Raw genomic sequence first — 25,057 nt, 5'->3', positions numbered from 1 at the left:
CTTTCATGCGCGATAGTTTATTTTTTCAAAATTATAGCGGCGCGGGGGAATTACAGTTGAGCGTAGTCAGCCCAAAACATGACCTTTATCAGTTTTTCATTTTGGCAAGGCGGTTTTCATCAAGTATGGTGATCAGGCTTCCCGGCTAATTTTAAATCCTTCAGCGGCATTGTTGCATTGTAAATAAAACATAAGCAATAGTTATACCTATTGCCTAAGTGCTATATCTCCCTGTTAAAGAGTTATAAAGCCCGTATTGTTTGGGTCAAAAAGTGATGCTAATCACTTTTAACATCAACCGTCGTCATGTTCTTAGCGGCGCAGGAAACTCATCTTTACAGTACACCCTTTAATGTCCCCGTTACACTGCTATTATGCATAAACCGTCAGATAATGCTATTCTCTCCATTAATTGCGGTTCATCAAGCCTTAAATTCTGCTTATACGAGGAGGGCAATTTGGAGGTGATATGCTATGGCGCTATTAGCCGTATTGGGGAAGCTGATGGGCGACTGGATATTTTTGATAGCGAACATCAATTGCTGAAAGGAAGAGAAAAAAATTATAAAAACATTAGCGCCGCCGTATCCGAACTAATTACATACATGGATGAAAATGAACATGTACTTAATTTAAAGGTAGTTGGCCACCGTATTGTACAGGGAGGGCCAGACCACCAGGATCCTGAAACAATTACCGACGATTTGTTGCAAAAACTCCATGGCCTGGTTTACCTCGCGCCAAATCATTTACCCGGCGAAATTGATGCGGTTAAGGCATTTAAAACCAAATTTCCAGACCTGCTGCAAATTGCATGTTTCGACACCGCATTTCATAGTGATATGCCCGATCATGTAAAATATTACCCATTACCAGGAGAGTTTCAAACCAAGGGATTAAGGAAATACGGTTTTCATGGCCTTTCTTACCAATACATTATGCAAAAGCTTAGTGAAAACGATGCTACCGTCAATCAATCAAAGATCATCATTGCCCATTTAGGAAATGGTGCCAGTATGGCTGCGGTGCATAATGGTGTATGCGTGGATACTACCATGGGCTTAAGTCCCATTGGCGGGCTGGTAATGGCCACACGCAGCGGCGACCTTGACCCAGGGGTGCTATTGTTTCTTTTAAAGGAATACCAATTAACGGTAGATGAGTTGGATAAAGTACTCAGCAAAGAGTCCGGCTTAAAGGCAATCGCGGGCACCGGCGATGTAGCGGAATTATTAGTGACGGAAAAGCACAACCCTAAGGCAACTTTGGCGCTAATGGTATTCTGCTACCAAGCGCGAAAATTCATAGGCGCGCTTGCTGCTGCAATGGGTGGGTTAAACCGATTGGTTTTTACCGGCGGAATTGGAGCTAACTCGCCCCAAATAAGGGAGCGGATCTGTAACGGTTTGGAATTTATGGGCATAGAAATAGACAAAGCAAATAACAATAATGGCCTCGAAAATATATCAGCCCGGCAGGGCAAAGTAACCGTGCAGGCCATGCAAACTAACGAAGAATTGATGATAGCCCGGCTGGTTAGCCTGGTTTTAAAAAATACCACAAGTAACTCAAATTAAGATGGATACGAAAACGATGGAGATATTGCCCAATGGGTTAAACGCCGAAGAATTATATAAAGTAGATGCTTACTGGCGTGCATCAAATTATTTGTCGGTAGGGCAATTGTATTTGCATGATAACCCTTTGTTAAAAGAGCCTCTTAAACTGGAGCATGTTAAAAGCATGCTATTGGGGCACTGGGGAACTACACCCGGGCAGAATTTTATATATGCCCACCTTAACCGGATAATCAAAAAATATGATTTGAGCATGCTGTATGTATCCGGCCCCGGGCATGGCGGGCCTGCCGTTGTTGCAGGCACCTACCTGGAAGGCACCTACAGCGAAATTTATCCGGATATTACGCAGGATGAAGATGGGCTAAAAAAGCTGTTTACCCAATTCTCTTCGCCCGGTGGAATTTCGAGCCACGCATCGCCTCAAACACCAGGCTCAATTCACGAAGGTGGCGAGTTAGGTTATTCTTTAAGCCATTCCTTTGGTGCGGTTTTAGATAATCCGGGCCTGATAGTTGCCTGCGTGGTTGGCGATGGCGAGGCCGAAACAGGGCCGCTGGCCACTGCCTGGCATTCTAACAAGTTCCTGAACCCGTTAACCGATGGTGTTGTATTACCAATTCTGCACCTTAATGGCTATAAAATATCCAATCCAACGGTTTTGGCACGCATAAGCCATGAAGAACTGGAGCAGTTGTTTCGCGGATATGGCTGGAACCCCATATTTGTTGAAGGTGACGATCCGGAACAAATGCATAACGATATGGCGGCAGCTATGGATTATGCCGTTGACCGTATAAAACAAATTAAGTTTGATGCGGAACACCCTAATGCCATGCGCCCCCGCTGGCCGATGATCATCCTTCGGTCGCCTAAAGGGTGGACCGGGCCAAAGGAAGTAGATGGCTACAAAATAGAGGGAAACTTCCGGTCGCACCAGATCCCGCTGGCAGTATCTGCAGGCACACCGCCCGAACACTTGCGGATGCTGGAAAGTTGGCTAAGAAGCTATCGGCCCGAAGAACTATTCGACGAGCATGGAAAATTGATTGCAGAACTTGCTGAACTGGCTCCGCAAGGAGATAGCCGCATGGGTGCAAACCCGCATACCAACGGCGGCGCGCTGTTGCAAAGCCTCCGCCTGCCCAACTTTAGAGATTATGCTGCCGTTGTGGAATCGCCCGGAGCCAATGGCGAGGGTGATACCTATGTTTGCGGTAGGTTTTTACGGGATGTTATTAAAGAGAATGAGCAACAGAGAAACTTCAGGATCTTCGGGCCGGATGAAACAATGTCTAACCGGCTGGATGAAGTATTTGACGTTACCAACCGGCAATGGAATGCGCCGGTAACACAACATGATGAGTTCCTTGCCCCTGAAGGGCGGGTGATGGAGATGCTAAGCGAACACCAATGCGAAGGCTGGCTGGAAGGTTACTTGCTAACCGGCAGGCATGGGCTATTCAACTGTTATGAAGCGTTTATCCACATTGTCGATTCTATGTTTAACCAGCATGCTAAATGGCTTAAAACCTGCCTGGAACTACCATGGCGCAGAAAGATAGCGTCCTTAAATATACTGCTTACTTCAACCGTTTGGCGGCAGGATCACAACGGGTTCACCCACCAGGACCCGGGTTTCATAGATCATGTGGTGAACAAAAAGGCAAACATCGTTAGGGTGTACCTACCACCCGATGCCAATTGCCTGCTCTCTGTAATGGACCATTGCCTGCGCAGTTACCACTACGTAAATGTAATTGTGGCCGCTAAGCACCCCGCACCCCAATGGTTAACTATTGCAGAGGCCGTTGAACATTGCACCCGCGGTATTGGCATCTGGAATTTTGCCAGTAACGACCAGGATTGCGAACCCGACGTAGTGTTGGGCTGCAGCGGTGATGTGCCTACATTAGAAACGCTTGCGGCGGTTTCCATCTTACGCGAACATCTGCCCGAACTGAAGATCCGGGTAGTAAACCTGGTTGATCTGTTTAAATTACAAAAAAGCAGCGAGCACACTCACGGGCTTACCGACCAGGATTACAATGCCCTGTTCACCACTGATAAACCTGTTGTATTTGCTTTTCATGGTTACCCATGGCTGGTGCATCGTTTAACCTACAACCGTGCAAATAATATTAACATGCACGTGCGTGGTTATAAAGAAGAAGGAACTATTACAACCTCTTTTGACATGGCGGTGCTGAACGAAATGGACAGATTTCATTTGGTGATGGATGTAATAGATCGTGTACCTCAAACGGGCAGTAAAGGAGTTTACCTTAAACAAATGCTTGCCGATAAGCTAACCGAGCATAAACAATACATCAAAGCAAATGGAAAAGACATGCCCGAAATATTAAACTGGAAGTGGGTTAACCAAGCTTCTACTAACCAATAATCTGCAATGAAAATTTATTTTGTGAGATGCTTATTAATATGCGCCGCAAGCTGTGCCTGGTTAACCAGTTGCGGGCAACAAACTCCGAAGACCACTATAGTTATACATTCGGATACCGCGGTAGTAGTTAACTCCTTTGACAGCACAAAAATTGCCGGCTTTTTCCAGCATTATCCATTACTCAAAGCTAACGAAACGGAGGTTATGGATTTCTACAGGCAGAGGGCTTTTGCTTATGCATGGTTTGATGGCGGATCACTCATTGAGCAGGCGAGCAATTTAACCAGCAGGATCCTGAATTTTAAAAGCGATGGGCTTAGCAAAGCTACCCCTTATCAGCCTGCGCTCGACTCTTTGATAAATCAGGCAGAACCCAATACTAAAAGCCACCAGCCCGATATACAGATGGAACTGATGCTTACCGCCCAGTACTTTAATTTTTCAAAAGCGGTTTATGAGGGCATTGATGTATCAGCCAGCAAAGCAAGCGGATGGCTGTTGCCGAGGAAAAAAGTAGCGTATAGCGAATACCTCGATAGCTTATTGAAGGCGCCGGGTAAGCAACTATCTGAAAAAGAACCGGTTTACCGCCAGTATGAATTACTACGAACCTTTTTAAGAAAATATAGCCAGTTACAGGCTAAAGACAAATGGTTACCCATTGTTACCACCAGGAAATGGGCCCTGGGCGATACTGCTTCAATATTTAAATTAATTAGAGCACGTTTATGTAAACTGGACGACTTTGTCGGCGATACATTATCCAATGCTTACGATGCCCAATTACAGAACGGCATAAAAGTGTTCCAGGACAGGCACGGACTCACTGTTAACGGGTTTTTAAACAAAGAGACGGTAGCCGAACTGAACATACCATTGCAGAGGTGGATAACTCAGATATTAGTAAACATGGAGAGGAGCCGCTGGCTGCCGGTAAATTTAAATGCCGATTACGTAGCTGTTAACATTCCCGAATTTAAAATGCACGTTTACCATGCCGATAGGTTGCTATGGAGCTGCAGCGTGGTTGTTGGTAAAACGGAGCACCCTACAACAGCGTTTTATGGCGAGATACAATATGTGGTGTTTAGCCCTTACTGGAATGTACCGCCCGGGATATTAAAGAATGAGGTGTTGCCTGGTATAAAAAGGAACAAGTCTTACCTGCAGGATCATAACATGGAAATTATAGGACGCCAGAACGGGTTGCCTGTGGTTAGGCAAAAACCCGGTGACGATAATTCTTTAGGATTAGTTAAATTCCTGTTTCCAAACAGCTATAATATATACCTGCACGATACACCATCAAAATCCCTATTCGGCGAAACATCCAGGGCGTTTAGCCATGGTTGTATCCGCATAGCCGAGCCCGCAAAATTCGCTGCTTTTTTATTGAAAGAGAATGCTAATTGGGACGACACAAAAATCAGCCAGAGCATGCATGCCGGGAAAGAACGTTATGTAACCCTCACAAAAAAAGTACCGGTGTTTATCGCCTACTTTACCGCCTTTGCAGACCGGGCAGGTCACCTTAATTTCAGGAAAGATATTTACAACCTGGACCAACGCCTTGCAGATATGCTGTTATTGGGGACTGATGTTAATTGATTGAAACAGTGGGGTGAAGCAATAGCTTTGAATATGTGACTAACATCATGGTGTTTATTGACGGCCGTCATCCCTGCCCGTTTTTAATGGGCCACCTTTACCGCACATCAAACAAAATATCCTATGTCAACTTTAACGCTAAATATTCCCGATACCGAACCACATTTCAGGACAGAACACGACTCGATGGGCCAAGTGCAGGTCCCCGCCGAAAAATACTGGGGCGCACAAACCGAACGATCACGTAATAATTTCAAGATCGGCCCTAACGCATCTATGCCCGCCGAGATTATTGAGGCTTTTGCCTACCTGAAAAAAGCCGCCGCCTACGCCAATACCGATCTGGATGTGCTGCCTGCAGAAAAGCGCGATCTGATCTCGATGGTGTGCGATGAAATACTGGAAGGAAAACTACCCGATGAGTTCCCATTGGTTATCTGGCAAACAGGTTCGGGTACGCAATCCAACATGAACCTGAATGAAGTGATCGCCAACCGCGCTCATGTAATTCATGGTGGTGATTTGGGTGATAGCAAAACCATTATACACCCCAATGATGATGTAAACAAATCTCAATCATCTAACGATACCTTCCCAACGGCTATGCACATTGCGGCGTACAAAATGCTGATTTACGTTACCATACCGGGGATTGAAAAATTGCGCGACACCCTAAAAGCAAAATCAGTGGCTTTTAAGGATGTTGTAAAAATAGGCCGTACCCATTTAATGGATGCTACCCCACTGACGCTGGGGCAGGAAATATCCGGCTATGTATCTCAATTGGATCATGGATTGAGAGCTTTGGGAAACACACTCGATCACCTGTCTGAACTGGCGCTTGGCGGTTCGGCTGTAGGTACGGGTATGAATACGCCCGAAGGTTACGATGTAAAAGTAGCTGATTACATTGCGCAATTCACTAACCTGCCGTTCCGCACGGCTGATAATAAATTTGAAGCACTATCTGCCCATGATGCTATTGTAGAAAGCCACGGTGCGCTAAAACAAATAGCCGTATCGCTGATGATGATAGCCAATAACATCCGGATGCTGGCATCCGGCCCGCGCTGTAGTATTGGCGAGTTACACCTGCCGGAGAATGAACCTGGGTCGTCTATTATGCCGGGCAAGATAAACCCTACCCAAAACGAAGCGGTTACTATGGTGGCGGCTCAGGTGATGGGGAACGATGTTGCGATCACTGTTGCCGGCTCCAACGGGCAATTCCAGTTAAACGTATTTAAACCGGTGATGGCTGCCAACTTCCTGCAGTCTGCCCGTTTGATAGGCGAGGCTTGTGCATCTTTTAACGAGCATTGCGCTATGGGGATAGAACCCAATTACGATGGCATCAAAAAACACCTCGAAGAATCGCTGATGCTGGTAACCGCCTTAAACCCGCATGTAGGTTACGAAAATTCTGCCAAGATCGCCCAAAAAGCAATGCGCGAGAACCTGTCGCTTCGCGAATCTGCCATCGGCCTGAAACTACTTACCAACGAACAATTCGACCAGTGGGTGAATCCCGTAAACATGGTCGGCACCCTCTAATACCTTCCTTATAGTGACCCGCATCATTTTAACTAATGTGCCGGGTCACGTTTTAACCTGCCTTATCACATCACCTTTACAGTAATCAATCAAACGTTCTTTTATCATCACCATGTGAAAAATTTTACCCTCCCGATCCTTATGCTGTTCGCCTGTTTACAGGTTTCGGCGCAGCAGCCATCGGCAACGCCGAAAGTTAATACCGATACTATTAAAAATTTCTCCACTTATAAAAGGTCTATCACCTTCGCCGGGCTTTTGCAAACCCGGTTCCTGGGCTCTCTTACTAAGAACGTAGATGTAAACGGCAAAAACTTTGATCCCGCAGCCGCTACGGGTAAGATCACCAACACCTTTATGTTAAAGCGTGTGCGCTTTGTTGTAAAAGGTACCGTGAACGATCACTTTTCGGCGAACTTGCTGGTAAACTTTGCAGAGTTCAGTAGCGACCCGGCTAATAAGGTATTAGAAAATGCCTACGTAAAATACACGTTGAGCAAGTACTTAAATGTGCAGGCGGGGCAGTTTAGACCTTTTTTTGGCATTGAGGACGTTGTACCTAATGATATTATCCGTACACTGGATTATTCCAATCAATATTACGCTTTTGGTGCAAGTGGTTGGCAGAGCTTCCAAACGGGGGTTGCTGTATTTGGTAGCATTAACAAAGGCGGGCAACTGCGTTATTATGCAGGTGCTTACAATGGCAACAACCGCAACCAGGCCACCGATAATGACAATACCAAAAACTTTTACGGCCGCTTAGAAGCCGATATAACTAAGGGCTTAACACTGGGCTTCAACGCAGGTGCGGGCAGTTTAGGTGCGGGCACAGGCAATGCTTTAGGTATAGATATAAAGGGTGGCCTAACACTAAATGAAAAATGGGAGGTTAGTTTGGGCGGCGAATACAAAACCGGGACAAACTTTGCCCTTTACAACGCCTTAACTGTAAAACCCGCCTTAAGCGAGGTACGCATGCAGGGCTTTTATATCTTCCCAATTGTACGCTATAATGCCAATATGCGCAGGGTTAGGGCCATCGAGTTTTCTTCTCGGTACGAGTACTTTAACGAGAACTACTGGTTTAACCACAACTCCAGGCAAACCATCATCCCCAATGCCTCGCTCATCTTCGCTGATGATTTTTATGCAGCGCTGCAATTAGGCGTGTCTATAGACCTGTACCAAAAAAACGTTCCCCTCACCACTGCTTATAACCACAACCTGGCTTATCTCCAATTACAGGTACGCTTTTAATTTACTATCATGAAAGAGATCAATTTAAAATCGTTCGCCATCACATTGGTGGTTGGCCTGGTTATCTGGGTCATTCCGGCACCCGAGGGCGTTAAATCCAACGCCTGGCATTTGCTGGCCATTTTTGTGGCAACCATTGTGGGTATCATCCTTAAAGCCGCACCGATGGGCACTATGGCCATGCTGGGCATCACGCTTTGCGCGGCAACCCAGGTATTAGCGCCAGGCAAACCGATAGATGCTATCAAGAATGCATTAAGCGGTTTTGGTAATTCTACTATATGGTTGATCGGGCTGGCATTTTTCATAGCACGCGGCTTTATTAAAACAGGGCTTGGCAACCGGCTTGCTTATAATTTCATCAAGTTATTCGGCAAAAGTACATTGGGCTTAGCCTATGGCTTAAACACTGCCGACCTGATACTGGCCCCCGCTATACCCAGCAATACCGCAAGGGCCGGCGGGGTTATTTTCCCCATCATGAAATCTATCGCAGTAAACATGGGTAGCGAGCCGGAGAAACCCGAAACCCATCGTAAGATAGGCGCGTTTTTGACCCTAAGTAGTTACAACGCTAATATGATCACTTCTGTGATGTTTTTGACGGCCACGGCAAGTAATCCCATGGCACAAAAGTTTGCGCACGATTTGGGCGTAGATATTACCTGGGGTAGCTGGGCAATGGCGGCTGCGATACCGGGTTTGGTTTGTTTTCTGTTAGTGCCTTTATTCCTATATAAATTCTATCCGCCCGAACTGAAGCAAACCAAGGAAGCGCCTGCCATGGCTGCCGCTAAGCTAAAGGAAATGGGCAAGATAACCATACAGGAATGGCTGATGGTAGCAACCTTTATTATCCTGCTGGTGTTGTGGATCTTCGGTAACCTTATGGCTATCGATGCTACCACGGGCGCACTCATCGGCCTATGTATCCTGCTGCTTTGCGGCGTACTCACCTGGGAAGATGTAAAATCTGAAAAGGGTGCCTGGGATACCATCGTTTGGTTCTCGGCCCTGGTAATGATGGGCTCTTACCTCAACTCGTTAGGTTTGATCGGTTGGTTTGGCCATTTAGTGGGCGGTAGCATGAAACAGTTTAGCTGGCAACTTGCGTTCCCGCTGATCATACTGGTTTACTCTTATTGCCACTACATGTTTGCCAGTGCTACGGCGCAGGTAGCAGCCATGTATTCGGTGTTCTTAGCAGTGGGGATTGCAGTGGGCGTTCCCGGGCCAATGCTGGCTATCTTCTTGGGTGCCTGCCCTACGTTGATGGGTTCCTTAACGCACTACGGGCACGGCCCGGCTCCCATATTCTTCGGTAGCACTTATGTAGATATGAAGGACTGGTGGAAACAGGGCTTTTTTATGAGCGTGTTATTCCTCCTGGTTTGGTTCCTTGTCGGCGGCCTTTGGTGGAAGGTGATTGGCTTATGGTAACCGATGCTAAATTCTTTACAAACATTTATTGCCGATACAATCGATCATGAAACAAACAACTATTCAATACAAACTGGTTATGGCCGGCACTGGCCTGTTCCTTTGCTTTTTTCTGGTGATCCATTTGCTGGGCAACCTGCAATTGCTGTTACCTGCTTCTGAGGCCAAAGAACAATTTAACTGGTACTCGCATTTGCTTGCAGGTAACATGGGTATCAAGATCATTTCCTGGGTGCTGCTGATCTCCATTATTGCCCATGCGGTTTATGCACTCATCCTGGCCACTAAAACAAAAAAAGCTAACGGTACACAATACGTCTACGATAAACGCGCCGATGTTAGCCCCTGGAACAGCCGAAACATGGGCCTCCTGGGTACCGTCATCCTCGTCTTTTTGATTATCCACTTAAAAGACTTCTGGTACGTGTCTGATTTTACCACAATGAGTTTGGATAAGCAGGGGTATAAGGATATGTATTCGGTGGCGGTATTAACCTTTCATGAGTGGTGGTACGTGCTTATTTATGAGGTCTCTTTTATCGCTGTAGGTTTTCACCTGCTGCACGGCTTTTTCAGTGCAGCCCGTACGCTCGGGCTTTATCATCCCAAATATGTAAAACTGCTGCGCTATACCGGCTGGGTTTACACTGCCTTTATTACCGGCGGCTTTATGCTGATACCCATTGTTGTTTATTTTAATGACTGACCGTTATGTTAGATTCAAAAATACCCGAAGGCAACCTTGCCGATAAATGGGACAATTATAAAGAGCACGTGAAACTGGTAAACCCGGCTAACCGCAAAAAGATGGATGTTATTGTAGTTGGTACCGGTCTTGCCGGTGCATCCTGTGCAGCTTCATTGGGCGAACTGGGGTATAATGTTAAATCATTCTGCTTTCAGGATTCGCCGCGCCGGGCACATAGTGTTGCTGCACAAGGCGGGGTAAATGCAGCTAAGAATTATAAAAATGATGGCGACAGCGTTTTTCGCATGTTTTCTGACACCATCAAAGGTGGTGACTTCCGCTCCCGCGAGGCAAACGTTTACCGTCTTGCAGAATGTTCTGCTAATTTGATTGACCAGGCGGTGGCGCAGGGTGTTCCATTCGCACGGGAATACGGCGGTTACCTCAGCAATCGCTCATTCGGCGGTGTGCAGGTTTCCCGTACCTTTTATGCACGCGGACAAACGGGGCAGCAATTGTTATTAGGGGCTTATCAGGCGCTAATGCGGCAGGTTGGCGCGAACAAAGTGAAAACCTATACCCGGCACGAAATGCTGGATCTGGTAGTGATAGACGGCAATGCTAAAGGCATTATCACCCGCGATTTGGTAACAGGCGAGATAGAACGCCACGCCGCTAACGCAGTAGTATTGGCAAGCGGTGGATATGGTAAGGTTTATTACCTGTCTACACTGGCAATGGGCTGTAACACATCTGCTATTTGGCGGGCGCATAAAAAAGGTGCGTATATGAGTGGCGTTAGCTGGATCCAATTTCACCCAACTTGTTTACCACAGTCGGGCGAGCATCAGTCTAAATTAACATTGATGTCGGAATCTTTACGCAACGATGGGCGCATCTGGGTGCCTAAAAAAGCCCATGATGAACGTAAACCAAACGATATCCCCGAAGAAGAAAGGGATTACTATTTGGAACGGCGTTATCCAACTTTCGGCAACCTGGCACCAAGGGATATTTCATCCCGCGCTGCCAAAGAACGCATTGATGCCGGTTGTGGCGTTGGTGCAATGAAAAACGCCGTGTTTCTTGATTTTTCCAAAGCCATCAAAGAGCAGGGTAAAGAAAAGATAAAAGAGAAGTACAGCAACCTGTTTAAAATGTACGATAAGATAAACGCCGTAAATGCCTACGAAGAGCCTATGCTCATCTCGCCTGCGGCACACTTTACCATGGGCGGGCTTTGGGTAGATTATGAACTGATGACCACCATTCCCGGTTTATTTGCATTAGGCGAAGCGAACTTTGCAGATCATGGCGCTAACCGCCTGGGAGCAAATTCATTGCTGCAGGCCTCGGTAGATGGTTACTTCATAGCCCCCTACAGCATCCCCAATTACCTGGCAGGTGAATTAAAGGCGGAAAAGATAACCATTGAACACCAGGCATTTGCGGAAGCAGAAGAAGCGGTAAAAAAACAATTACAGCAGTTTTTAAACATCAACGGGCACCTCTCTGCCGACCATTTTCACAAAACATTAGGCAAGTTGCTTTATGATGGCTGCGGGTTATCCCGTACAAAAGGCAGTTTAGAAAAGGCCATAGTATCTATAAAAGCATTGCGAGAGCAGTTTTATAAAGAGCTAAAAATAACCGGTGACCATACCGTAAACAGCGAATTGGAAAAGGCGGGCCGTGTAGCCGACTACCTCGACCTAGGGATATTGATGTGCGAGGACGCTTTAAGTCGCGAAGAATCATGTGGTGCCCATTTTAGAGAAGAATACCAAACCCCCGATGGCGAAGCACTGCGTAACGACAAGGACTACTGTTATGTATCTGCATGGGAATGGAAAGGCACAAATGCCGAACATGAACTGCATAAAGAACCGCTGGTGTTTGAGAACGTATCATTAACCGTAAGAAGCTACAAATAATTTCCGATCATGAAAATATACTTGAAGATATGGCGGCAGGATAACCCTGCATCACCCGGCCAGATGAAGGATTATCAACTGGATGAGGTATCGCAGGATATGTCGTTCCTGGAGATGATGGATCTGTTGAACGAATCGTTGATACAAAAGAGCGAACGCGTGGTGGAATTTGACCATGATTGCCGGGAAGGCATTTGCGGGGAATGCGGTATGATGATAAACGGACGCGCTCATGGCCCGCTTACACACACCACCACCTGCCAGTTACACATGCGGAGTTTTAAAGATGGCGATACCATATACATCGAGCCATTTCGCGCTGCCGCATTCCCTATAGTGCGCGACCTTAAAGTCGACCGGAAAGCATTCGATAACATCATCCAGGCGGGTGGATTTATCTCCGCCCCCACCGGCGAAACCCCGGAAGCCAATGGGATATTAATATCACACGCTATTGCAGAGGCCGCCTTTGATGCTGCGGCATGTATTGGTTGCGGGGCTTGTGTGGCTACGTGCAAAAACTCCAGCGCCGATTTGTTCACCTCCGCAAAGATTACCCAATTAGCTTTACTGCCACAGGGCCAGGTGGAGCGTACAGAAAGGGTAATTGCTATGGTGGATCAAATGGATGCCGAGGGCTTTGGCCATTGCAGCAACACAGAAGCTTGCGAGGTGGAATGCCCGCAGGAGATCTCTGTACTACACATCGCCAGGATGAACTACGAATACAACAAAGCACAGCTGGTTCAGCATTGAAATTAAAAGCTATGATACTAACGATATTAATTTTAACGGCGGTTTTAGCATTGGTATTTGCTGCAAAGGCCAGCGCTTCAATGCTGTTTCACAAACAAGTAAAACAATTATTTTCGTCATCAGAAACTTCGGGAAATGTATTTCAATATAGCCAATTAGAAGGCTTGCCGGCCCCCGTGCAGCGATATTTTAAGCATGTGTTGACAGACGGGCAGCCATATATCAATTACGTTCGTTTGAAGCATGGCGGGAAATTTAAAACCGGCCCGGGTAAAAAATGGATAAATATTGGTGGCGAAGAATACTTTACTACCGCCATCCCCGGATTTTTATGGAAGGGCGAAACAACTACGTTTACTGCTAAAGACTTTTATATCAACGGAAGCGGCGGGCTAAATGTAAGTTTATTTGGTATCTATCCTATAGTAAGTGGCAGAGGCAGCAATTTTGATCAGGGTGAGTTGCTGCGGTGGCTTGGGGAAAGCGTTTGGTTCCCTACCAACCTTTTACCAAATGAAAACCTGAGATGGGAAGAGATTGATAACAAAACTGCTAAACTGATATTTCGGCATCAAGGATTACAAGTGTACTATATCGTTTCTTTTAATGACGCAGACGAGATAGTTCAGCTTGAAACGAGGCGGTATATGGGTGATACCGGGTTAGAAACCTGGCTGGCTAAACTCTCTGATTACCATAAAATAAATGGCGTATTTATCCCGCACGCTACCGAAGCCATTTGGCAATTAGAACAAGGTGAGTTGAGTTATGCCAGGTTTCGATTAACGGTAATTGAATACAATAACTCCAAAGTATTTAATAAATAAGCCCTATGAAAAACCAAAAAACGATATTATTGCTAACAGATTTCACCAAGAGGGCAGAGCGGGCGGCAGACTTCGCGCTGGAACTTGCTATAAGCAACACCGCTAATTTGTTAATATACAACTCCATTATTTCTATCGAATCTTCGGTAATAACAGGTGAACGGCGGTCTGTAGAAAGTGAAATTGCAGCAAAGACGGAAAAAAGCACGAATCGGTTAAGTCAATTAACCAGGCATTTAAAATCTAAATTAACCAGCGAACAGCAATCTGCTATCAATATCAAATGCAAAAAAGGAATGGGCCCGGTGGTAGAAACTATCCTGGAACTGGTAGCCGAAAACAAAATCTGGATGGTAGTAATGGGCAACCATGTAGAAAATGCGATAGCTACGTCTTATTTCGACAGTAACATACCACCGGTGATGAATAATTGCGGGTGCCCCTTAGTTTTGGTGCCGTAATGTTGATTTGCTTCTCTAATCGTTATTTAGATTAATTACATAGTAGTATACAGTCCCGTTTGTAAAAAGTGTTCCGTTATACCTCCCGTTCCGGGGCTATTGTGTACCCGCAAATAAATAAAGGATATTCGTTGGATGACAGGTGTGATTATAATGGGCATTTAGGCGACAAACGAATAGAAAAGCGCGGGACTGAGTTGCACCATCGCCTGTTTAGTAACAGTATACAACGCATTTAGCGTTTATCTCAAAGCCGGGCAGAGCAAAAGGCATATTATCGTTTTTTACTCAACGAAAAGGTATCAGAAGCAAAACTCATAGATGAGATGTATGGTCGTTGTTCAGGGCAGGTAAAGGAAAAGTAGTGCTATCGATACAGGATACAACAGAGATCAATCTAACCAATCATCGAAACCGGTTAAAAGGCGAGACAGGCGGCGGTTCTTTCAGTGGAGCCGGAGGGATTTGTGTTACTCTTGTACTGGACTGATATTATTATCCCGCCGCCATGCGCCTGTATATGGTTGCCCTTATTGTCAGCCCATAGCGCACCCGGCTTTATATCTTTTTTTATTTTGTGCAAATGCGCTCCAAAACTGGGACAGCTGCAAAATAACCGCTATATTACTGTTCTTCTATAATTTTAAAACCCCAGGCTGGTAGGGTAACCTGTACTTTCGTATCAACTTTTTCGTTTGTAAGCAACGCCAAGCCCCGGGCATATGGGTATACCAGGTTTTGCGCCTCAGCAGAGTAATTAAAATAATAATGGATGGCCTTGCCTGATTGATTAACCCCGGATTTCACGATGAGCGGGAATTGGATTTCCTGGTCCTTTCCCCACAAACCGGCACGCTTTACGGCTTCCGCCAGTATGTTATTTGTAAGTGTACTATTGGTGCCAAAACCTATATAAGTGGCCAGCCCCTTACCATAGCTATTTTGAGTTACTGCCGCATACTTGCCCCATGCCGGGTGGTTGTACCAGGCCAGTACTTTGGCGGTTGTTGGTACAATAAGCTCCATCCATTTCTCCGCGTAATTTTGGCTGCCTGCTTTATAAGGATCATCCTTTAAAGTTACCTTTTCCGGCTTTGTAAACTCAGTATAGTTTATTCCGCAAGCTTCGTTTATAATACCCGGCTGGCCAGTAATTCTTACCTTATTGTGCTCATCTGCAAAGCCGCTTTTAAAAGTGTAAACTACATGGCCTCCGTTTTTAACAAATAGGTTTAAGCGCCTAAGCAAGCTATCGGGGGCGGCATACAGGGCAGGTACTATAATTAGTTTATATTGTTCTAACTGCTTGCTCGATGGGTCGATAAAATCAACGCCAACGTTCATATTATATAGCGCATCGTACATTGGCCTCAGGATGCCATTATAATTGCCCGGCCCAAAAGAATTATATGCGGTTAGCGCTTCATTGCTAAAAAGCATGGCAACATCGTTCGTTTTTTTAAGGTTAACTAACTTTGCGCCTATTTTTTTAAAATCCGCGCCAATTGTTTGTGCTTCCAGGTAAGTTGGGTTTGGCTCAAAATCGTGGCTCAGCAACCCCTTCCAATAGGTTTCTGCCGAGTTATGGATAGAGTGCCAATGCCAATAAGAAACCATATTTGCACCCGATGCAAGGTGGCTAAAGGCCTGTAACCTGAGTTGCCCGGGGTAGGGTACCCATTCCGGAAAGCCTTGCGCTTGTGTTTCCATTACCAGGTAGTTTTGCCCGCCTTTCATAGACCTGGCCATATCGCCGCCAAATGAAATTTCTGCGCCGGTAAGTTTATCCTGCGATGGATGATAAATATCTACCCCTGCAATATCCAGTACTTTGGCCGCTGCAAAATGGTCTACCTCGGGCTGTATTCCATAGGTGTGGCCCCACCAGTCAAAATCAAAATTTTGCGTAATAAACTGCGCCGGCTTTTTATATTCGCGTACAATTTTTGCCTGCCAGCCTAAATATTCAGTAACCAACAACCGCTGAAATTTGGCAAACTCTGCCGTAAGGCTTGCGTTTATACTGCCGTTAACCGATGGGAAGTCGTCCCAGTTATTAATGCGGTTGCTCCAATAATCCAGCCCGAATATTTTATTCAAGGTATCCAGCGAAGAATACCTGCCCTTCATGTAAGCTACAAACTGCGCCTGCACGTTTGGGCCGCTTGTGCCATAGGCCTTGGTTTCGTTATCTACCTGGTAACCAATAATGGCAGGGTGGTCTTTAATATGCTCCAGCATTTTGCGGATCATTATTTCCGCATTTTGTCGGAAATGGATATTGGTGATATCCATATTCTGGCGCGCACCGTATTGATTAGGCCCGCGGGAGGTTATGGCTAATACATCCGGGTATTTTTTTACCAGCCAGGTGGGTACCGCATAGGTTGGCGTGCCAATAATAACACTGATGCCTGCTTTATGCATAGCATTGAGTACCCTGTCTATATGGCTAAAATCGTAAACCCCTTCCTGCGGTTCCATAGTGCTCCAGGTAGATTCCGCAATACGCACAACATTTATCCCGGTTTCCTTCATCATATGTACGTCTTTCTCCAGCCGTTCATAGGGCATATACTCATCATAATACGCCACGCCAAACATTGGCCGATCGTTTTTTATCTGAGCAAAAGCAGGTTGCCATATTGTTATTAGTGTAAATAAAACACTTATAAATAGTGGTGATTTTTTTTTAGCGGTTACGGGTACTGCTGTATTTAGTTTGCAACGCATTAAAAATGGAGTTGGTAATTGGTTAGGCGAAAGTAATAATATTTACGGCGGTTTTATTAATGTATTTTGAGAATTTTGATACTAAGGCATGCTTAATTCGCTATTTTTATGGGCTTTGGCATCCGCAAATAATTAAATAATAAGAATAGATAATTACGATGTTATTAATTTTTAGATGTTTTATTTACATTAATTAGAAAGGCGAACGCAAACATGTACACATTTTTATTTACCATTTTTGAGTAATAGTAACAAAGAATTATTTTTTTTTAATAATTGTTGTTTTGACAATAAATAACTGTACATTTAGCTTTCGATAGGCTTCTCGCTTATTTAGTATAAACCAATTGATGCCCTTTCATGGAAATTTTGAACGACACTCAAATTATTGAGCAACTAAAATTGGGGAACAAATCTGCCTTTGAAGTTTTATTCAAAAGGTATTACAAGCTGCTTAATGTGTCGGCATTTTATATTTTGCGCGATGAAATTGATGCGGAAGAAACCGTACAGAGTTTTTTTGTGGATTTTTGGGACCGGCAACTATATTGTAACATCAATTTGTCACTAAAGGCTTACTTAACTACCGCTATTCGTAACAGGTGCCTCAAAAAAGTGGAAGCCGAAGCCAGGCTGCAAAAAAAATTGGCAGAATATAGTTACGGGCTTACCGAAATTGATGGGGAGGAAGAAGAGCACGTACCACAAATTTGTACCGAGAAAATGTTAGCGGTTTTGCCTTTGCAACGAATGCGAGCCATTACCCTTGTTCATTATGAAAATAAACGTTATAAGGATGCCGCCTTTGAAATGGGTATTAGTGTTAATTCGTTAAAAACGCATTTAAAGCTGGCGGTGCGTACCTTGAAAGATGGTTTTAAAAATGCGCGATAATTCACCCGTTTCCCTGTTTTTAGGTCTACTAAGTAATGACGTATAGTAGGGAGTATATTCAGGATTTAATAATTGAGCATTTTGCCGGCACCATTAGCCCGGAAGACAGTGAGGTGCTCAATCAGGCTATAGCGCAATATCCCGGCGTGAAAATGCTTTGGGAGTCTATGCAGCAAGACCTGGCATCGCCTGCTGCCAAAAACTTTTTTGACAGCATTGACCAGGATAAGGCCTGGGATAAAGTTAAGCCGGATATACGGCCTGCATTTGCTAAAAGTATACTTCAAAAGAAAAATTCTATATGGTTCTCTCTGGCAGCTTTGCTATGCGTTGCTGTTGCGGTATTCTATTTTTACCCATCACAGAGGGATGCAAGCAATATTGCAACACTAAACCATAGGCCTTCCGCTAAACCTGCTATTTTATTGCGGATGGAGAGTGGCCGGCAACTTAATCTTTCAGACACTTCAACCCGGGAGTTGAACACAGCATCTGCACACTTAACTAAAAATGCATCAGGGCTAAGCTATCAGCTTGAAAACAACGAAACAGAAGAATGGAGTACATTGGTAGTTCCGCCTACATTAACTTACCAAATCGTCCTTTCCGACGGAACTAAAGTATGGCTTAACTCCGCATCGAGCCTGCGGTTTTCGTTTTCGTTTGTGCGCCAAACGCGCGACGTGTATTTAACCGGCGAAGCCTTTTTTAAAGTAGCGAAGAACGCGGCCAAGCCCTTTATAGTACACACCGGGCAAACCGATGTTAAAGTTTTAGGGACGGCGTTTAATATAAACACCTACCAAACAGATAAAACTGTTACATCATTGGTAGAAGGTTCTGTATCAACAACTGCCGAAAATAACCAAAAGCTGCTTTTGCATCCCGGTTACCAGGCAGTGTATCAAAGCGGCACGGGCTTTTCAAGGCAACCCTTCAACCCGGCTACCGAACTCTCCTGGATGAAGGATGTGTACTACTTTCATAACACCAGGTTAAGCGAAATAAGCGGTGTGCTGTCGCGATGGTTTGATGTGAAGGTAGTTTTTGATGACGCGGCCAAGGCCGAGGAAACATTTACCGGGGCAATACAAAAAAACAGGCCTGTTGACGTGTTCATCCAAAACATTAAAGCCTCTGCACAAGTGAAAGCCGTTTTTAAAGACGGTGTTCTACATATCAAATAGCAAATTGCTTTACTGTTAAATTTTGCCGTACGCCAAAGCATTGTTTTTTACGACATGCCGTAATACCATCTTACTCTCCGAAGATGTTTAAAACTCCTTTTGATAAATTTCAGGCCAGAAAGTATTGCATTTATTGTATGTATATATAAATGTTACAATTTATCTCTTTTCTTTTCACCCTTTTTTGCCGGATGAGGTCTTAGTGTAAACCAATCAGAACTAACACATATATGAAGAAAATTTTATTTAACCGGCAACTCTTGCTGCCTGTTCTGTTTCTTTTATTGTTAACCAGGTACAACACTGTGCAGGCGCAAAGCCCAGGGCCGGTTACCATTCAAAAAGATAACATCACATTAGCAGAGGTATTCGATTCCATTAAAAAACAAACCGGGCTAACGGTTTTTTACAGCAACAAACTTCTGAATGATAAGGAGGTTATTTCGGCGAATTTTACGAATGCCCAGCTGCCCGAAGTGTTTGAAGTTTTGCTAAAAGGCAAAGAACTAAAATACACTTTGCGCGATCAGCTTATTGTTATTGAAAAAACCAATGCGGCGCTTCCTGTACCAACGCCTCAGAAAGCCCCCGTGCGTGTTGTGGTGCCAAAGTGGGTACAAGGCACCGTTACCGATGAGAAAGGGCTTGGTTTACCAGGCGTTACCGTAAAGATTAAGGGTACAGGCCTTGGCACACAAACAGATGTTAACGGCAAGTATGCCATAGCGCTGAAGGGTGCCACCCAAACTATCGTTTCCTTTTCATTTGTAGGTTCCAAAACGCAGGAGTTCGACCTCGTAAACTACCCTGTTAGTGCAGATGGCGCTTACCAGTTAGATGTGCAGATGGGCACAGATAAAAATGCCATAGAAGAGGTAACTATCGTAGCTTACGGTACGCAAAAAAAATCGAGCCTGGTAAGTTCTATTACCAGCGTAAGCACAAAGCAGCTTAAAGGCCCTTCCAGCAATTTAACAACAATGCTTGCAGGCGTTGTACCGGGGATGATCTCTTATCAGCGAAGCGGTGAGCCCGGGGCTGATAACGCGCAATTCTTTATACGCGGTGTTGGCACGTTTGGAGCCGGTAAGGTAGATCCACTGATACTGATAGATGGCATCGAATCTTCAACTACCGACCTGGCCCGCTTACAGCCTGATGATATTGCCGGCTTTTCGGTGCTTAAAGATGCTACTGCATCATCCTTGTACGGCGCCCGTGGTGCAAATGGTGTTATCCTGGTAACCACAAAACGCGGCGAAACAGGCGCTGTAAGATTTAATGTACGCGGCGAAAATTCATTTTCATCCAATATTAAAAATATCCAACTGGCAGATAACATTACGTACATGACGCTGGCCAACGAGGCTGTGTTAACCCGTAACCCGTTGGGGGCGTTACCGTATTCGCAAAATAAAATAGACCACACCGCGGCAGGCGATGATCCTTTGTTGTACCCAAGCAACAACTGGCTGCAACAGTTGATAAAAACCAAAACCAATAACCAACGGTACAACATGAATGCCAGCGGTGGTGGCGAAAAAGCTAAGTACTATTTAGCCATGACCTATAATATTGATAATGGTAACCTGGCCGAAAATAGCCTTAACAATTTCAGCAATAATATTAAACTGCAATCGTACTCCATATTATCAAACACAACCCTAAACCTTACCAAAAATACCGAAGCAGTGGTAAGCTTAAAAGGCCAGTTTGATAGCTACCAGGGCCCAAATGGCGGCGGCGGATATACTTTTTTAAATGCATTGTGGAGCAACCCGGTTGCTTTCCCGGCCATTTATCCAGGCAGTTTATCACCTTATGTAAACCACCCACTTTTTGGTAACGCAATTATACCCAATGGCGGGCTTTATATGAACCCCTACGCGCAATCGCTATCAGGTTTCCAAAGCTCAAATACAAGTACGCTAACAGCACAGTTAAACCTAACCCAAAAACTCGATTTTTTTACCGAGGGATTATCCGCAAGGGCAATGGGCTACACTACCCGCTATTCGTACTTCACGGTGTCGCGCCAGTATAGTCCGTATTTTTACCAGTCAAACATATCAAACGGCGAGTTCAGCGGGTTAAGATTACTTAATAACGGTGAGGTGGGGAGTATAGGCGCAACGCCAACTGAGTATTTAACCTACAATCAGAACCCGGCAGCAAACATATCTAACTCCATTACCTACATAGAAACAGCCATAAACTACAACCGCATATTTGCCCAAAAACATGCGGTGAGCGGCTTGCTTATCGGTACCATGCGTAATTATTTAACCGGTAATGCTAATACGCTTCAGTTGTCGTTGCCATCGCGTAACCAGGGTGTATCGGGCAGGCTTACTTACGGGTACGATAACCGCTACCTGTTCGAGTTTAACTTCGGTTACAACGGTTCCGAGCGTTTTGCGGCCAACCACCGCTTTGGTTTCTTTCCATCAGTTGGTGCGGGCTGGGTGGTATCAAACGAAAAATTCTTTGAACCATTATTGTCAACCATCGATAACCTTAAATTCCGGTTTACTTACGGTTTAGTGGGTAACGATCAGATAGGCTCGGCTAACGACCGTTTCTTCTACCTGTCTGACGTAAACCTGAACAATGGCAGTATTGGCCAGTTTGGTACCAACTATACTTACAGCAGGCCGGGTGTGGTTACCTACCGTTACGAAAACAGGAATATCACTTGGGAGCAATCGCGCCAACTCAACATTGGTATGGATTTGACCATCGCTAAGAACTTTAATTTAACGGTAGATGCTTATCAGCAAAAACGGGATAATATTTTGTTGGTACGCAGCACCATACCTACGTCAATGGGTTTGCAGGCCAACATCTCATCAAACGCCGGTAAATCATCCAGCAGAGGTGTAGACATTGCTATGGATTATAAGAAGAACTTTAGCAATTCTTTTTGGATACAATCGCGCGGTACCCTTACCTATGCCAAAAGTAAACTGCTTAAAAACGAAGAGCCAATTTACCCTGACAACCTGCAATACCTTTCACGGGTAGGCAATTCATTGAGCCAGTTATACGGGCTAATAGCCGAGCGCTTGTTTATTGACGATAAGGATGTGGCCAACTCGCCGGTACAAGGTTTTGGCGATTATAAAGCAGGGGATATTAAATACCGCGATATGAATGGCGATGGTAAGATATCCAGCTCGGATGTGGTGCCTATCGGCTATCCGCAGGTGCCGGAGATCATCTACGGTTTTGGTTTTTCCGTTGGTTATAAAAACTTTGATATCAGCGCCTTTTTCCAGGGTTCTGCACGTTCATCGTTCTTTATTAACTCGGCGGATATTTCTCCTTTTTACCTGGTTAATGGTTTGCAGCCAAACGGCCTTAACTCCGGTAACCAAAGCGGTTTACTAAGTGCAATAGCAAACGATCATTGGTCGGAAGATAACCGTAACCCTTATGCGTTTTATCCAAGGTTAAGTACCCAAATTCAGGGCAATAATACACAAGCGTCAACCTGGTGGTTGCGTAACGGTTCGTTCGTGCGCCTTAAATCGGCAGAGATAGGGTACAATTTCACAAAGAACGCCTTGAAGAATATCCATTTGAGTAGCGCGCGTATTTATGTGAATGGGCTAAACCTGTTATCCTTAAGCAGCTTTAAGCTTTGGGACCCGGAAATGGGAACATCGGGATTGGGGTATCCAATTCAACGTGTGTTCAACTTAGGTTTAAGGGTAGAATTTTAAACGCTTTCAATTTAACTATATGAAAAGTAATTATATACAAAAAATTAAGCACACTGTATTAAGCCACGCGTCAAGAGGCTATGCCACCTTGCTAATGGGTGCTTTAATAGTGGTGTTGCCAATATCATCGTGCAAGAAGCCCTTCCTGGATGTAGTGCCTGATAACGTATCAACTATAGCCAACGCCTTTGTTTCTAAAGCGGAGGCCGAAAAATACTTGTTTACCTGCTACTCGTACTTGCCAACCGGGGCAGACCCAACTTATAACGTTGGCCTTACTGCGGGTGATGAAGTTTGGGTGGAAGACCCGGCGAATCACATACGGTCTACCAACGTGCTGCAATTACCAAGGGGATTCCAAAATTCATCAGACCCTATTGCCAATTACATGAACGGAACCAGGGATGCAGCAGGAAACTACCGGGCCATACGCGATTGTAACGTTTTCCTGGAAAACGTAAGCGACCTCACCAAGGTGCGCGATCTGGATATAGATACCCGCGAGCGATGGATAGCCGAGGCACAGTTTTTAAAGGCCTTTTATCATTTCCAGCTATTCCGTGCATATGGGCCTATCCCCATCATTGATAAAAACCTGGCTATAGATGCCTCTATTGATGATGTAAGGGTAAAACGCCGCCCTGTTGATGAGGTAGTGACTTACATTGCCGGCTTGTATGACCTGGCAGCTGCAAAATTACCGGCAACTATTCAAAACGAAGGCAGTGATTTAGGCCGCTTAACCAAGCCAATTGCTTTAAGTATGAAAGCAAGGCTACTGGTAACTGCTGCAAGCCCGCTGTTTAACGGCAACCCCGATTATAATTCATTTAAGAATAAAGACGGCGAAGCGCTGTTTAACTCAACTTACAGTGCCGAGAAATGGCAGCTGGCTGCCGATGCCTGTAAAGCGGCTATTGATGCATGCGAAGCACAGAGCATTCACTTGTACAAATTCCCGACGCAAACAGTTAAGCTGAGTGATACTACCATGACGCAAATGAGCATCAGGAATGCCATGAGCGAAAAATGGAATGATGAGCTGATTTGGGGGTTAACAGTGAACAACATTGGTTTTAGCTCATTCTTCCAGTCGATGTGTGCCGGCCAGTATGATTTTAACAATGCTGACGCCGCTAAATCGGCCAACCGCCCGTTGCTTGGCCCAACCATCAAAATGGCAAAAATGTTCTACACCAAAAACGGCGTGCCTATTAACGAAGATAAAACCCTTGATTTTAGCAATATATCCAAATTACGTGTTGGTACTCACGCCGAGCGTTTTAATATTAAAGAAGGCGAAACTACTGCGAGGCTTAATTTTGACAGGGAGCCGCGTTACTATGCCGACCTTGGTTTCGATCGTGGTATTTGGTATATGGCCAACAGCCCTACAAAAACCGATGTGGATACCTGGTGGCTGAAATCGCGCGGTGCCGAAATTGGCCAGTCGTCGCCAATACCTATCGCAGGTTTTTATATGAAAAAAGCGCTTAACTGGCATTACGAATGGGCAACTGTTACCTATTTGAATTACCCTTGGCCGGAGATGCGTCTATCTGACCTTTATTTACTTTATGCCGAGGCGTTAAACGAGGCTAAAGGCCCGGGAGCAGAGGCGTATACCTACATCAACCGTGTAAGGGAAAGAGCTGGTTTACCTACAGTTCAGGATTCATGGACAAACTTTAGTATCAACCCAACAAAATATACCACTAAAGACGGTTTACGCTCTATTATTCAACGTGAGCGCGCCGTGGAGCTTTGCTTTGAAGGGCAACGTTTTTGGGATCTGCTACGCTGGAAAACGGCTGGTGTTGAGCTTAATAGCAATGTAACAGGCTGGTCTATAAGTGAAAATTCACCGGAGTTGTATTACAGAGAGCGTTCCATCTATTCGAGGCACTTTGTTATCCCACGCGATTACTTGTGGCCAATTCAGGAAAGCGATTTGCTTATCAACCAAAATTTGGTGCAAAACCCTAACTGGTAAAGTATTTAATAAAATG

The 25,057-nt window shown here is 45.0% G+C and carries 16 protein-coding genes; 15 read left to right on the top strand and 1 reads right to left on the bottom strand.

Features of this window, described 5'->3' with window-relative positions:
• Positions 1-374 precede the first annotated feature (374 nt).
• From ABIX36_RS27270 to ABIX36_RS27220, 11 genes are all read left to right on the top strand, one after another.
• Positions 375-1,577: an acetate/propionate family kinase gene (locus tag ABIX36_RS27270; RefSeq protein WP_348085335.1), complete on the top strand. Its 1,203-nt coding sequence runs from the start codon at positions 375-377 to the stop codon at positions 1,575-1,577.
• Position 1,578: 1 nt separating this feature from the next.
• A complete protein-coding gene (locus tag ABIX36_RS27265; protein WP_348085334.1) occupies positions 1,579-3,981 on the top strand; it encodes a phosphoketolase family protein in 2,403 nt (800 codons plus the stop codon).
• Between the two features lie 21 nt (positions 3,982-4,002).
• The gene (locus tag ABIX36_RS27260; RefSeq protein WP_348085333.1) at positions 4,003-5,589 is read left to right on the top strand and encodes a L,D-transpeptidase family protein; all 1,587 of its coding nucleotides are present in this window, start codon (positions 4,003-4,005) and stop codon (positions 5,587-5,589) included.
• Positions 5,590-5,712: 123 nt separating this feature from the next.
• Positions 5,713-7,143, top strand: a complete 1,431-nt coding sequence (gene fumC, locus ABIX36_RS27255; protein WP_348085332.1) for a class II fumarate hydratase — start codon at positions 5,713-5,715, stop codon at positions 7,141-7,143.
• 114 nt (positions 7,144-7,257) lie between these two features.
• Complete coding sequence (locus tag ABIX36_RS27250; protein ID WP_348085331.1) at positions 7,258-8,403, top strand: porin; 1,146 nt, start codon at positions 7,258-7,260, stop codon at positions 8,401-8,403.
• Positions 8,404-8,412: 9 nt separating this feature from the next.
• Positions 8,413-9,843: an anion permease gene (locus tag ABIX36_RS27245; protein ID WP_348085330.1), complete on the top strand. Its 1,431-nt coding sequence runs from the start codon at positions 8,413-8,415 to the stop codon at positions 9,841-9,843.
• A 46-nt stretch (positions 9,844-9,889) separates the two neighbouring features.
• Positions 9,890-10,549 carry a succinate dehydrogenase cytochrome b subunit gene (locus ABIX36_RS27240; RefSeq protein WP_348085329.1) on the top strand — a complete coding sequence of 220 codons (660 nt, stop codon included), beginning with the start codon at positions 9,890-9,892 and terminating at the stop codon, positions 10,547-10,549.
• Positions 10,550-10,554: 5 nt separating this feature from the next.
• Positions 10,555-12,465 carry a fumarate reductase/succinate dehydrogenase flavoprotein subunit gene (locus tag ABIX36_RS27235; RefSeq protein ID WP_348085328.1) on the top strand — a complete coding sequence of 637 codons (1,911 nt, stop codon included), beginning with the start codon at positions 10,555-10,557 and terminating at the stop codon, positions 12,463-12,465.
• A gap of 9 nt (positions 12,466-12,474) precedes the next feature.
• Entirely contained in the window at positions 12,475-13,221 is a 747-nt protein-coding gene (locus ABIX36_RS27230; protein ID WP_348085327.1) for a succinate dehydrogenase/fumarate reductase iron-sulfur subunit, read from the top strand.
• Positions 13,222-13,232: 11 nt separating this feature from the next.
• Entirely contained in the window at positions 13,233-14,048 is an 816-nt protein-coding gene (locus ABIX36_RS27225) for a DUF6544 family protein (protein ID WP_348085326.1), read from the top strand.
• A gap of 5 nt (positions 14,049-14,053) precedes the next feature.
• Complete coding sequence (locus ABIX36_RS27220) at positions 14,054-14,509, top strand: universal stress protein (RefSeq protein WP_348085325.1); 456 nt, start codon at positions 14,054-14,056, stop codon at positions 14,507-14,509.
• Between the two features lie 624 nt (positions 14,510-15,133).
• Here ABIX36_RS27220 and ABIX36_RS27215 read toward each other — a convergent pair.
• Positions 15,134-17,113 (bottom strand): beta-galactosidase, encoded by a 1,980-nt coding sequence (locus tag ABIX36_RS27215; RefSeq protein ID WP_348085324.1) that lies wholly within the window; start codon positions 17,111-17,113, stop codon positions 15,134-15,136.
• A gap of 489 nt (positions 17,114-17,602) precedes the next feature.
• Between ABIX36_RS27215 and ABIX36_RS27210 the strand changes: the two genes are divergently transcribed.
• From ABIX36_RS27210 to ABIX36_RS27195, 4 genes are all read left to right on the top strand, one after another.
• A complete protein-coding gene (locus ABIX36_RS27210) occupies positions 17,603-18,136 on the top strand; it encodes a sigma-70 family RNA polymerase sigma factor (RefSeq protein ID WP_348085323.1) in 534 nt (177 codons plus the stop codon).
• A 35-nt stretch (positions 18,137-18,171) separates the two neighbouring features.
• The gene (locus tag ABIX36_RS27205) at positions 18,172-19,323 is read left to right on the top strand and encodes a FecR domain-containing protein (RefSeq protein WP_348085322.1); all 1,152 of its coding nucleotides are present in this window, start codon (positions 18,172-18,174) and stop codon (positions 19,321-19,323) included.
• A 230-nt stretch (positions 19,324-19,553) separates the two neighbouring features.
• Positions 19,554-23,048: a TonB-dependent receptor gene (locus ABIX36_RS27200; protein WP_348085321.1), complete on the top strand. Its 3,495-nt coding sequence runs from the start codon at positions 19,554-19,556 to the stop codon at positions 23,046-23,048.
• A gap of 19 nt (positions 23,049-23,067) precedes the next feature.
• Positions 23,068-25,041 carry a RagB/SusD family nutrient uptake outer membrane protein gene (locus ABIX36_RS27195; protein WP_348085320.1) on the top strand — a complete coding sequence of 658 codons (1,974 nt, stop codon included), beginning with the start codon at positions 23,068-23,070 and terminating at the stop codon, positions 25,039-25,041.
• The last annotated feature ends 16 nt before the right edge of the window (positions 25,042-25,057 follow it).

The organism is Mucilaginibacter sp., from assembly GCF_039925265.1.
Classification (GTDB): domain Bacteria; phylum Bacteroidota; class Bacteroidia; order Sphingobacteriales; family Sphingobacteriaceae; genus Mucilaginibacter.
Note: the sequence above shows the minus strand (reverse complement) of the source record. Positions and strands in the feature narration are given on the sequence as shown.